This is a genomic window from Roseospira goensis, assembly GCF_014197795.1.
Lineage (GTDB): Bacteria > Pseudomonadota > Alphaproteobacteria > Rhodospirillales > Rhodospirillaceae > Rhodospira > Rhodospira goensis.
In genome coordinates, this window is record NZ_JACIGI010000003.1 from 157,622 (window position 1) to 169,551 (window position 11,930).

The 11,930-nt window shown below is 73.7% G+C and carries 13 protein-coding genes; 7 read left to right on the plus strand and 6 right to left on the minus strand.

Annotated elements, in window-relative coordinates:
- Nucleotides 1–67 precede the first annotated feature (67 nt).
- A complete protein-coding gene (locus GGD88_RS02715) occupies nt 68–1,243 on the plus strand; it encodes an O-antigen ligase family protein (protein WP_184431448.1) in 1,176 nt (391 codons plus the stop codon).
- On the opposite strand, the gene GGD88_RS02720 is transcribed toward GGD88_RS02715, so the two are convergent.
- Nucleotides 1,132–2,076: an NUDIX hydrolase gene (locus tag GGD88_RS02720; protein ID WP_184431450.1), complete on the minus strand. Its 945-nt coding sequence runs from the start codon at nt 2,074–2,076 to the stop codon at nt 1,132–1,134. The genes GGD88_RS02715 and GGD88_RS02720 overlap by 112 nt on opposite strands.
- 190 nt (nt 2,077–2,266) lie before the next feature.
- Here GGD88_RS02720 and GGD88_RS02725 point away from each other — a divergent pair, with 190 nt between their 5' ends.
- From GGD88_RS02725 to GGD88_RS02745, 6 genes are all read left to right on the plus strand, one after another.
- Nucleotides 2,267–3,085, plus strand: coding sequence for a hypothetical protein (locus tag GGD88_RS02725; RefSeq protein WP_184431452.1), 819 nt, complete (start codon nt 2,267–2,269; stop codon nt 3,083–3,085).
- 243 nt (nt 3,086–3,328) lie between these two features.
- Nucleotides 3,329–4,432: a hypothetical protein gene (locus GGD88_RS02730; protein ID WP_184431454.1), complete on the plus strand. Its 1,104-nt coding sequence runs from the start codon at nt 3,329–3,331 to the stop codon at nt 4,430–4,432.
- A gap of 556 nt (nt 4,433–4,988) precedes the next feature.
- Nucleotides 4,989–5,822, plus strand: coding sequence for a protein phosphatase CheZ (locus GGD88_RS02735; protein WP_184431456.1), 834 nt, complete (start codon nt 4,989–4,991; stop codon nt 5,820–5,822).
- A 146-nt stretch (nt 5,823–5,968) separates the two neighbouring features.
- Entirely contained in the window at nt 5,969–6,262 is a 294-nt protein-coding gene (gene rpmB / locus GGD88_RS02740; protein WP_184431458.1) for a 50S ribosomal protein L28, read from the plus strand.
- Between the two features lie 448 nt (nt 6,263–6,710).
- Nucleotides 6,711–6,845: a hypothetical protein gene (locus tag GGD88_RS19080; RefSeq protein ID WP_281392777.1), complete on the plus strand. Its 135-nt coding sequence runs from the start codon at nt 6,711–6,713 to the stop codon at nt 6,843–6,845.
- A 462-nt stretch (nt 6,846–7,307) separates the two neighbouring features.
- Complete coding sequence (locus GGD88_RS02745; protein ID WP_246423516.1) at nt 7,308–7,586, plus strand: peptidase M50B family protein; 279 nt, start codon at nt 7,308–7,310, stop codon at nt 7,584–7,586.
- 30 nt (nt 7,587–7,616) lie between these two features.
- Here GGD88_RS02745 and GGD88_RS02750 read toward each other — a convergent pair whose 3' ends face one another.
- From GGD88_RS02750 to GGD88_RS02770, 5 genes are all read right to left on the minus strand, one after another.
- The gene (locus tag GGD88_RS02750) at nt 7,617–8,891 is read right to left on the minus strand and encodes a hypothetical protein (RefSeq protein ID WP_184431460.1); all 1,275 of its coding nucleotides are present in this window, start codon (nt 8,889–8,891) and stop codon (nt 7,617–7,619) included.
- A gap of 38 nt (nt 8,892–8,929) precedes the next feature.
- Nucleotides 8,930–9,280 carry a DUF4870 family protein gene (locus GGD88_RS02755; RefSeq protein WP_184431462.1) on the minus strand — a complete coding sequence of 117 codons (351 nt, stop codon included), beginning with the start codon at nt 9,278–9,280 and terminating at the stop codon, nt 8,930–8,932.
- 101 nt (nt 9,281–9,381) lie between these two features.
- Nucleotides 9,382–11,106 carry a DUF4384 domain-containing protein gene (locus GGD88_RS02760; protein ID WP_184431464.1) on the minus strand — a complete coding sequence of 575 codons (1,725 nt, stop codon included), beginning with the start codon at nt 11,104–11,106 and terminating at the stop codon, nt 9,382–9,384.
- Complete coding sequence (locus GGD88_RS02765; RefSeq protein ID WP_184431466.1) at nt 11,103–11,510, minus strand: ExbD/TolR family protein; 408 nt, start codon at nt 11,508–11,510, stop codon at nt 11,103–11,105. Before GGD88_RS02765 ends, GGD88_RS02760 begins: the two co-directional genes overlap by 4 nt.
- Entirely contained in the window at nt 11,510–11,926 is a 417-nt protein-coding gene (locus GGD88_RS02770; protein WP_184431468.1) for an ExbD/TolR family protein, read from the minus strand. The genes GGD88_RS02765 and GGD88_RS02770 overlap by 1 nt, the downstream gene beginning before the upstream one ends.
- Nucleotides 11,927–11,930 lie beyond the last annotated feature (4 nt).

The window sequence follows — 11,930 nt, forward strand, 5'->3', positions numbered from 1 at the left end:
CGGCCCCGCGTGCCATGGCCTTGCCTCCCTCCGGCCCCAGGTCCGATGATCCGTCCATGATCCGCCCATGATTCGCCATGCTCCCCTCGTGCTCGCCGCGCTGCCGCTGCTCGCGGCGGCGGTTGCCGGCGCCTTTGCCTCCGGCGTCATCGCTGTCGTGCTGCTGGCCGGCCTCTGGATCGCCGGGCAGGACCGCAACACCCCGGTCCTGGCCGCCATGCTGGGGCTCCTCCTGGCGGCCGGGCTCGCCAGCGTCACGGTCAAGAGCACGGTCGCGGAGGCGCTGTTGTTCGCCGCCGCCGTGATCGGCGCGGTGCAGTGCCACCGCTTGCCGGACCTGGTGCCCGCCCGCGCGCTGGACCGCGCGGCGACGGTCTTCCTGGCCGCGGCGATCCTGCTGCCGGTGCTGGTGCTGGCCCATGGCCTGCTGCTGCACCGCGCCCTGATCCCGCCGTGGTCGCTGGCGCCGGACCTGCTGGCCAAGCCGACCTTCGTCGCCATGACGCTGGTGGCACCGGCCACGGTGCTGCTGTGGCGCCGTGGCGCCCGCCTGGGTGCGGCCCTGTTCGTGGCCTTCATGGCCGTGATGGCGCTCGGCAGCGCCTCCTCCACCGCCACGCTGGCGTTCGGGGTCGCGGCCCTCACCCTGCTGCTGGCGCGCTGGCGCCCCGGCCTCGGGCTGGCCCTCATCGCGGCGGTGCTGCTCGGCCCCCTGGTCCTGTCTGTCGGCATCCAGGCGGCCGGCGTGTCGGACTGGACCGAGATCGGCCTGCGCCTGAGCTGGACCTACCGGCTGGAACTGTGGCAGCGCGCCTTGATCCTGTTCCAGGAGGCCCCGCTCACCGGCCACGGCTTCGACAGCTTCGCGGACGCGGCACTGGCGGTCGACCTCGGCCCATTGGGCCTGGACATGGGCCGCAACCATCCGCATGCGGCCGTGATGCAGCTCCTCGCCGAGGGCGGCGTGCCGGCCGCCCTGGCGTTCGCGCTGCTGGTGTGGCTCGCGGCATCCCGTCCCCGCCTTGCCGACGCCACCGATACGGCGGCGCGCTTGGCCGCCGTGGCCGCCGGCCTGACCCCCCTGGCCATCGGCCTCAACCTGTGGGCCGACATCTCGGTGGCCCTGGTGCTTTATCCCTGGCTTGCCTGCGGGCTGTTCCTGGCGCCGGCGCCGGATAGACCGGCGGGGTCGGGATGGAACCGCACGGGATCGCGGCGCAGTCCCAGCACCAGCGCGGTGTAGTCGGGATCGGCCTCCGGCGTCAGCACGCCGTGCCGGATGGCAAAATCCAGGATCACCAGGGGCACGTTGAACTTGAAGGCGTCGGTGTCGCGCACCGTCTCCAGCACCCGGTCGACCGGCCAGAGCGTGAAGCGGGCGATCTCGCCGTCGGTGTTGACCGGCCGGAAGTCGGCCGGCACCTCCAGGTCGTAGACGAACAGGGTGTCCGGCTTCAGGCCGGCCTCGGTCTCCAGGCAGTAGGACACCAGGCCGGCCGGCCGCGCCCGCCGCGCCAGTTCGTCCGGCATGCCGGCCTCCTCGGCGCACTCCTTGACCAGATTCTCCATCAGGCCGAGCCCGGCCGGCTGCCCGCCGGCCACCATGTTGTCGAGCTTGCCCGGCGCCACTGCGCGGTCGGTCGCCCGCTCCGCGACCCAGAGCCGGAGCCCGGTCTCGTCCACAACGTAGCCATTGAGGTGCACGCCGAACGCCGGCACGCCCAGCACCGGCACGTGGGCGCGGTCCAGTTCGAACAACGGTGCCTCGCCCCAGCCGGCCGTGACGGCGTAGCGTTCGCCGCGCCGCGGCGGGGCGAGGTTGGCCGCCTCCAACTCCTCGAACGCCGCCGCCACCGCCGCGGTGCGGGCCGCCGGCGTCGTCAGCGACGAGCGCAGGGCCACACCGAAGGGACCGACCTCGAAGGCCCCCGGAGCGCCCGGGGTGCCCGGGCTGCGCGCCAGCCGCTCGGCCACGGCGTGGCGGACCCAGCCCACCTCCCGGCCCGCCACGAAGAGGGGGCGGAATCCGCTCATGTCGTGCCGGTTCACGGCCCGGATCCGGTCCAGATACCCCATGCGTCCCTCCTGTGGTCGTGTATCATCGTGGCGGGTCGCAGGCCGCCCCGGGGTGCGTCAACGCACCGCCGCGCCGCATCCCTCCGCAGATCTCGCCCGCACCACTATGACCGCTGTCTATGACCCATGGTATAGTGTGGCACCGGCCCGGGCGATGACCGTCCGCCTGACCGCTACGGGATTCCTGACCATGCGCGCGCGCACCTGGAAGAATCTGGTTGCCTATGGCGTCGGCGCCGCTCTCGTGGCGCCCATGGTCGTGCCCGTGCTGGAGAACATCGAGGCCGGCCGCCGGTTGCTCGAACTCGGGCTGCTGACGCCGCAGGACCGCCTTCGGCCCCAGGGGCTCGGGCCGGTGTCGGGCCTGATGCTGTACGTCTTCTCCACGCCAATCCTGGTCGCGATCGCCGACACGCTGCGGGGCAAGATGGCCGCCATCGCCGGCATGCTGGGCCTGTCGCTGCTGCTGTCGTACATCACCACCGTATTCGAACGCGGCGAAACGATGCTCGGCCTCAGCCTGACGTGGCTGTCCCTGGCCGGGCTCGGCATCCTGGCGCTGTTGGCCTGGTGGCGCCACCGCAGCCGCAAGGCGGCGGTCACCCGTCTGGCGCAGTCCATCGCCGGGATCGCGCGCGACGTGGCCGAGGCGGCACGCCGCCGCCCGGTCGCCGCCCTCACCGATGAGCCCGAGAAGGCCGCCGGTGTCGTCGACGTGGTGGAGACGATGGTCCTCAGTGCCATCTGGCAGGCCAGCGTCAGCGGCGCCCCCGCCACCTTCGATCGCCGGCTGTTGCGAGACCTGTCCGACATCCGGCGCGACCTGGTGCTCAACGGGACGCTCGACCCCGCCGGGCAGGGTCTGGCCATGATGGACCATCTGCTCACCCGGGTCCGGCACCGGCTTCGCCTGGCCCAGCGCACGCGCGGCGCCCGGCCCCCGCAGGCGGCGGACGATGACGGGGACGACCCGGGTGGCCCGGGGCGACGCCGCCCCTTGACCGCCTGACACCTGCCCCCCGACATCGCGCCCTTGCCCCCTGGACAGGACGACACCCCCGCAGGACCATGTTAGAGTCGCCGGGTCGGGTTGAGGATGACCGCGCCCGGGTCGCGGCGTCGGCCGGCTTCACCCTCACCGGCATCACCATCAAGACGACGAGGCATCGTGAGACGCAGGGATCTCCCGGACACCCGCCCGCGCCGACTGGCGGGCACCGCGACTCTCGCCGTGGCCACGGGGCTATCGCTCATGTGGCTGCTGCTCGTGCGCGCCTATGTGGCGGCCGGACCGGGCTGGGCCAATCTACTGGACTCCCACCCGACCGACTTCGCCCTGTTCCTGGCCTCCGCGACCGCGCCCCTGGCCGCGGTATGGCTGGTCGCCGCCTTCATCCTGAACGGGGTGGCGTTGGCCCGGACCCAGGACGCCGTGCGTGCCATGCAGCGGCAGGCGCTGCGGACGTCCGGCGAGATTGAGGCCCTGGTGCGGACCAGCATCGAGATGCAGGAGCAGGCCCGCCGACAGTCCTTCCTCAACGGCGCCGAACTGGCCCTGAAGGACCTGAACAGTCAGGCCGGCATGATCACCGGCCGGCTCGGTGTCCTCAGCGCCGACGAGACCGAATACCTGTGGGCGCTCAACGCGGCCGGCGATCCCTGGGCGTTCTGCCACGCCTTGCTGGAGCGCTCCGAACTGGAGGATGACTTCATCGAGCTGGTGGCGCACCGGGTTGCCGGCGACGAGGTGGCCTCGGCCGGACTGCAACGCTTCCTGCGCCGCTACGAGCGCCTGCTGGCCCTCGCCAAGGAATACGACGCCGACAAGCTGGTGCGCGAGGTGCTGGAGGACGGCCCGCTGGACCGCCTGCACGCCCTGTTCCAGGCGGTCTCCGCCCGGGTCCAGGCGCTGGTGGGTCCGCCTCCGCCGACGTCCGGCCCGTACCCCGAGCCGTCCGGGTTCCCGGATGATTTCGATGACCGGGCGGGCGACCAGAACGCCTACCTGGACGCCGACGATCCGTCGGCGGCGCCGTGGCCCGACCGCCCGGCCCCGCCGGCCTATGGCCTGGAGGGCGCCCGCATGACGGCCGTCCCACCGCACCAGGACACCCGGCGGGGCGGCGTCGGCTTGGCCGATGTCCTGGGACCGGCGGCCGGGATGCTGCGCCTGTTCGCGGATATCCGCGCCCGCCTGCTGCCGGCGGATCACGGTCCGATGGCCCGCCACGACCCCCGCCTGACCGAACCGGCCGTGGCGTTTGCCGGCTACGGCCACGGCACGACGGACGCCCCGGACGACGCCCCCCTGCCCGGCCCTGGCGCGGAGTCTCCGCGCCGTGCCCCCGATACCTGAGGGCCCGATGCCTGAAAGCCCGATCTCATGCCGGCGCCCCTGAGATGGCTCGGCGACACCCTGCGGGCGCTGTTCGGCGCTCACCGGGCCGCCGCACCACCCCGCGGTGGTCGCGGCCGGGGCCGGGGCGCGACGCGCACGCGCGCCGGCGGAGCCGCGCCGCCCCGGCGCGCCGACGCCAACCGCACCCAAGGCACCACCCCGAGCCCGGAGCGGACCGCCCTGCTCGAAGAGGCCCTGCGCATCCATCGCCGCAAGCGCGTCCTGTTGGACCACCTTGAGGAGGAGGACCAGTTCCTTCTCAGAGTCATGGCGCATCAGCTGCTGGTGGAAGGATCCCCGGCTCAGGCGGACCGCTCCGGCGCACCGAAGACTTCGGGCCCCCGGCCCCCCCGACCGACGCCGCCTCCGCCGGCCCGGCGCCACGGGGCGCCGGACTGAGCCGCTCCGCCGTGACCTGATCTGCGGCATCGTCTATTGACGCCCCGAGCCGGCCGCCACAAGGTGACGGGAGCACGGGGCACGGTGTGCACACCTATCGGGACCATCTTCCGTCATGAACGATCTTGACGACGTCCGTATCCTCAAAGACGAACTGCTGGGTCTTTTCGACCGGATTCAAAGAATCCGCCGGGAAATCGCGTCGATCCGCAAGCCGGGGGAGACGCATGACCGGTTCGCGACCATGTCGGACGAACTCGATGCCATCGTGGAGTCCACAGAGGGCGCCACGAACAGCATCATGGAGAACGCCGAGGCCATCGACGAGATTGTCACCGCCCTGCGCCCCACGCTCGCCGACGATGCCGCCGCCGCGCGGCTGGATACCATTCCGGATCACATCGGCGCGATCTTCGAGGCCTGCAGCTTCCAGGACATCACCGGCCAGCGCATCACAAAGGTCGTCAAGACGCTCCAGTACATTGAAAAACGGGTCAACGCCCTGATCTCGGTATGGGGCGAGGCGGCCCTGTCGTCGGTGGAGCCGCGCGACGAGGACGAGGCCCTGTCCGTGGACGACGAGCGCCGGCTGCTGCACGGACCGCAGCTCCGGGGTCAAGGTGTCTCCCAGACCGACGTGGACGCGATCCTGGGCGAGACGCTGCCCCAGCACGCGGAGGCGCCCGGGGCCTCGCCGGCGGATGGCCAGGGCGAGGCGTCACCGCGCAGCGAAGGCGGGTCCGATCCGGACACCGCCAGGGACGGCGCCGAGCCGGCCCGTTCGGACGCGGCCGACGGCACGCCTGACGAAGGCGGGGCGGGCAAGGAGGCCGCCAAGCCGGCGGGTGCGCCGCGCCGGGAGCCCGCCAAGCCGCAGACCCGGCCGGACGACGCCGGCGAGGTCGGTCCCGGCCTCGACCAGACGGATATCGACAAGCTGTTCGGATGACGCCGCGGCCGTGCAGTCGGGCACCCTCCCCCGTCTGCGGGAAATCCGGGAGTCCGCCGCGACACACCCTTGACGCCCCGGGGTGGAGTGGCTAGACACCTGCCTTCCATTCACCCACCACGCTGCCACCGAGGAAGGAACAGACCATGGCCCGACGTTGCGCCGTGACGGGCAAGGGCGTGCAGACTGGCAACAACGTCAGCCACTCCAACATCAAGAGCAAGCGCCGCTTCCTGCCCAATCTCCAGGTCACCTCGCTGATGAGCGAGGCCCTGAACCGCACCGTGCGCGTGCGCCTGTCGACGCACGGGCTGCGCACCGTGGAGCACATGGGCGGCATCGACGCGTTCCTGATGCAGACCCCGAACACCAAGCTTCCGCCCGAGCTGCGCAAGATCAAGCGGCTCGTGGTCAAGGCCGGCGACTCCGTCGCGGCCTGACGGGGCGGCGGCGCGCGTCCCCCGGATCGACGGGACGCCACGGCACGCATGCGCGGGGGCGGTCACGCTGGTGGCCGCCCCCGTCGTCTGTGCGGACGGTCTCCATGGCCGGTGCCACCCTGGTCGTGCTTGAGCCGAATTCGCTTGCAATGCCTTGGGTTTCGTTTTTTCCTGAGGGTCCTTGAGAGGTCTCTGGACGGGCCGGCCCGGGCTGTCGGGGACCGGTATGACGTTGGGTCCGGGATGCCGGATCCGGGATACCCGATCGCGAGGCGGGCACGGGACCCGGACACCGCAGCCCCCTCATACTGGCCACCCTTGATCCTGACGGGTCAGGATCAAGGCCATACGCGGCGTCGCCGCGCCGGCGCGGTCGCGCCGGCCGACCGACGGGGAGGTCCGTCCTTCCGTCGGCCGGTATCACACCGCAACAGGGATTGTCGCCGCCATGATCTATGCGCTGCTCGCGATCTTCGTCGTCTGCTGGCTGTTCGTCCTGTTTCGGTTCTATCAGGCCGCCGAGTACTTCTCGGAACGCAGCCTGGACCGTGCCCTGAAGGCCCGTCAGCAGCAGGACCAGTAGGGTCCGACAGGCAGACGGGCATACCGGCAGTGGCGTGTCCGTCGCGATCCCGAACGATACGGCGGCCGCCAGGCGCCGCCCCCGTGGACATGGCGGCGGGATGCCGGTGCACAGGTGTCCGGGTACCGGGTCCGGAAGACGGATACCGGGGAGGCCCCGGGGAGGCCATCGACACCCACCCGCCCCGATCCCGAGCGGGTCATACCGGCCGACGAGTGAACGGACGTCACGAGTGACCAGACGTCCGTCGTCGACCGACCGGTGCGCCCCTGGCATCGCTTCGCGATGCCAGCTTGACAAGACTGGGACCGGCGCCGCGACGCGGCGTCGGGCTCTTGTGCCGACGAGTCAGGACAAGAGCCGGCCCATATCAGGGGCCTCGTTATCAGGGACCTCGTGCCGGGGCACCGTTGGCCGAGGTCGGCGGTCGGGGCAGGGGTCGCAGCGGTCGGGGCAAGGGTCATGAGCTTTCTGCGACGTCTGATGGAATCCTTGGCCGGCGGCGGCGCCAACCGGCACGGCATCCAGGTCGGGGACCGGTACGTCAAGACCGACGGTCAGTACCAGTCGATGTGGACCGTCCATCAGATCGTCCACTTCGAGGGCATTCCGCCGCATGCCCGGCTCGTGCCCGATCAGGAATACCATCTCGGGTACCGCACCATTTCCGTGACCGCGCTCGACGACCCGGACTTCTACCGCCGGGTCGCACCCGGCCCACGTCCCAACGCGCCGCGCTGACCCGCGCCCATCGCGTCACGCAACCGCGACTCACGGGTACTCGAACCGGTCGCGGCTGTCGGCGAAGCGTTGCGCCGCCGGGCCGTGCAGCGCCGGCCGGAACATCAGCCGGCCCAGACCGCCGTCGGCCACCAGCACCCGCTCGGCCCAGGCCCGCTCCGACGCCGCCATCAGCGACCACGCCGCCCGGTCGGCGGGGATGGCGTCGGCGGCGGAGGCCCAGGCGGCCTGCATCGGCGGCGCCGCCATCACGGCGATCAACCGTCGCGCGGCCACCGGATGCGGCGCCCCCTGCGGCATCGCCAGCCCATCCATCCAGGCCGGCGCGCCCTCGCGTGGCACGCGGGCGACCGCCGCCGGCGCGCTAGCGCCGATCGCTCGAAATCGGAACCACCGGGGTGGGGCCGATTTCGAGCGTGACTCGGCGCGATCTGTTGGGTTCAGAGCGGAACGCCCGAATTCGAAATCACCATGCGAGTCCATATTCGGGCGTTCCGCTCTAGGGTGGCGGGCCAGCCGGCGGATCAGCACGTCCCAGGCCGCCCCGGCGACCACCCCGTCGCGGGCGACCGCCGTCAGGAAGGTGGCCGTGTCAGTCCACAGCGCGGCCACCTCGCGACGCCAGGCCGCCAGGGTTTCGTCCACGGCGCGGAACAGGCTGCGGGCCGCGTCCGCGTCGCCCTCCGCCCGGGCCAGGCGGCTGCCGTCCGGATCGACGAGACGCAGCGCGATCCACACCGCCGCGTCCGGCTCCAGGGTCAATCCGCCCTGCACCGCCGGGTCCCCCAGGACGGACCACGACGGGACCGCCGCCTCCGGCGCCGGGCGCCCTAGCAGCGCCGCCCCCGGCGCCCCCAGCCCGAAGGCCACGTCGAAGCCCAGGGTCATCGGCGCCAGCCACAGCGGTCCGCCGCGCTCGGCACCCCCATGCGCCACCACGGCCTCGGCCACCGCAGCCGGCGGCGAGAGCGGCAGCGGCGCGAGCAGACCCTCCGCCCGCCAGGCCGCGACCTCCTCCAGGCCGACCGTCACCACATCCACGGCCGATGCCCGCCCGCCGTCGCCCGCCGGGCCGCGCAGGCTCGCGCGCCGAACCCGCTCGCGGGCCTCGTCCGGGGTCGCCACCACGGTGACCTCCAGCGCAAGCCCATAGGCGCGCCGGAGGTAGGCACACAGCACGCGCGGCCACTGTCCCTCGTAGGCGAGCACGGCCACGCGTGCCGCGGCCGGCGCGTCGGCCGCGGCGCCCCCGGCCGGTCCCGGCAGGGCGCCGACCGCGGCGGCGCCCAGGCCGGCCCCCATCATCCGTCGACGCGAGACCCCGGCGCGGGCCGGCCCCACCGCTACACCGGCTCCCACTTGAAGGCGCGCAACAGGCCGCGGGCGGCGCGGAACGCCAACAGGACGATACCCGCCACGATCGGGATGAACCCGATGCCGAACACGAACACCAGCGGCCCGCCGATCAGCATGAGCAGCACGTAGATCCAGAAGGTGCGGATGGCCTCGTCGAAGTGGGTCTGCCAGCGCGGCGGCGCGTCGGCCCGCGAGGCGTAGGCCATCACCACCCCGATCACCAGGGTCAGCACCGGCAGCGGAATCGACACCAGATAAAGCCCATGCATGATCATCACCAGGGTCCGGGCGACACGGTCCCGGTCCGACGGCGTGTCCTGTCTGGCAAGCGGTTGCATGGGACTCCTCAGCGATTGTGGGACGAGGTCCTGGGGGGCCTCGGATCGTAGACCATGGCCGCCGGCGGCGCCCACCGTTTTCCGTCCGCCCGCCGCCTCGGTCACGGCCGGGTCTCGACGAACACATAGGCCCACTCGCCCCGGAACCCGGGCCGGGTGCGGGTCAGGGTGCGCAGGCGCTGGTCCAGCCAGCGCAGATACACCGCCGCGTCCTCGACCGGGGGACGCGGGACGTCCTGGATCGGATGGGTGGTCCCGAACACGACCGCGATCTCCTGGCCGAACGGCGGCACCACGCGCATCACCGGGCCACCGCCCCCAGGCGTGCGGCCGCCGAAGGTGAAGCGGTCGCCCGCGGGCACGAAGCGCACCGGGGCATGGCGGCTCGGGGTCAGATGGATGACGCGACCCTCGCCGTCGAAGTAGTCCAGGTGGATCCAGGCATCGAACGCCGGCGCCTCGACCTGAAGCTGAAGTAGGTCGCCGGCCCGGAAGCGCGCGATCCCCGCCTGGGCCGCCCGCCCCACCGCCAGCGGATCGTCCGCCTGGTCGCGCGACTGCGGCAGGGCGAGCCCGTCCAGCGCCCGCAGCACCCCGCATTGCGGCGGCGGCAGCACCAGCAGGTTGGTCCGGATCGGCAGGGCGCCGCCGACGGCGGCCTCCAGGCGGCGCCGGACCTGTTCCCGCAGCGCCGCGGCCGGCACGTGACCGCGCACCTCGATCCCCCCGCTCTCGGGCACCAGCGCGGCCTGGAGCCGACTGCAAGGCACGCCGGCGAGGGTCTCACCCAGGCGGTCGCGCACCGACCCGCCCCCCGCCCGGGCGGCGGCGGCCGGGCTGGGCGCCGTGAAGGTCTGGATCGCGGCGATGGACTGCGGGTCCAGGGCACCGGCGTCCCCACCGCTCCAGGCCAGCGCCGCCGTCGCGGTGTGCGCCAGGCTGGCCGGGTTCGCGGCCGAGGCCCGCGCCGCCAGCGCGCCCGCCGGCCGCGACGGAACCGCGAGTCCGCTCGGGCGCGGCCGGGGCGCCGGCACCCCGGCGGGCGGGCGCACCGGCGCCGCCGTCGCCTGCGCGGCGAGGTCGGCCGGCAGCGGGGCGGCATCGGCCACCGCATCCGCGCCGCTGACGACGGGACCGCCCGGTGCGGTGGCGGAGACGACCACCGCCGCGCCGTCCGCCGGGGGGGCGGCGGTCGATGTCGCCAGCACCGGCGCGGCCTCCGCGGCCCGGTCTGTCGCCGAAGCAGCGACCACGGCCACGCCCCCCGGACGGCGGACGGGCACCGGGTCCGCCAGCGGCGATCCGGCGGCCAGGGCTGCGCCGTCGGGCGGGCGGCGCGCGACAACCGACGGCGCGGCCGGCGGATCGGCCGCCGGGAGCGGGTCCGCCCGTGGGGCCGCGGCAGAGATCCGACCAGGGGGCGGCGCCGGGGCCAGGGCCGGTGCCGGAGACGGCGTCACCGCCGCCGCCCGGTCCGCCGGCGCGGTGGCGACCACAGGCGGCGTCGCGACCGGCTGCGGCGCCACGGCAGAGGCGGCGGGCGTGGCCGCCGTCACGGTCTCGGCCCGCTGCACGGGAACGGCGCCCTGCCCGACCGTCCGCCCCGCCGCCGCCTCGGCCGCCGCCGCGCCCGCCGGCTCGGCCTGCGCCGCGGTGTCGCGGCGAACGCTTTCGGTCGACAGCCGCAACCGCGCCTCGACCGGCCGGGTCTCGACCGTCGGGTCCGGCGCCAGCGCAGCCGCGACGATCCCCAGTACGGCGGCGTGCACGGCCAGCGACAGCGCGCCGGCCCCGAGCCACGCCATGGGGCGGGGCACGCGGGTCATGCGGCGTTCGGCGTCACGACCAGCACCACGGTCGTCATGCCGATCCCCTCCAGGGCCGTGACCAACGGCAGCAGCACGCGCAGCGCCACCGCCGCATGGGCGTTGATGCGCACCAGCGGTGGCCCGTCGGCCGCGTCGGCGCGCGGACGCAGCGCCGCCAGCAGGGCGGCCCGCGACACCGGCCGGCCGTCGAGCGCCAACGCCCCGGTCTCGGACACGCTCACGGTCACCCCGCCGGCCGGCAGGTCGGTGCCGACGGTCGCCAGCGGCGGCGTCACCTCGAACGGCGCCGTCGCGTCAAGCCGGCCCACCAGCATGAAGAACACGAGCAGGAAGAAAACCACGTCGATCAGGGCGACGATGGTCTCCGGCGCGCGGCGGCGGGGGGATCGGCGCAGGCGCATCACCGGTCCTCCAGGCGCACCACGCGGACGTCGGCGATTCCCGCGCGGGTCGCCCGTTCCAGCAGCGAAACCAGCGCCTGGGCATCGGCATCGCCCGCCGGCAGCACCAGCACGCGGGTCTCCGGGTGCGCCGCCACCCGTGCCGTCAGCGCCGCGGTCAGCGCCGCCGGTCCCAGCGCCTCGCCGCGCCACACCACGCCCCCGTCGGCCGCCAGCCGCAGCAGCAGGGGGCGGGCCTCGGGCGCGGCCGCCGGTCCCGGTGCCCCCGGCGCCGTTCCACGCTCGACCATCGGGATCATATCCAGGTTCAGGTAGCGCGACGTCACCATGAAGAACACGAGCAGGATCAGCAGCACGTCCACCAGCGGCGTCAGGGTGATGACGGCCCCGGTGGGCCGCGATCGCCGCAGCCGCATGCCC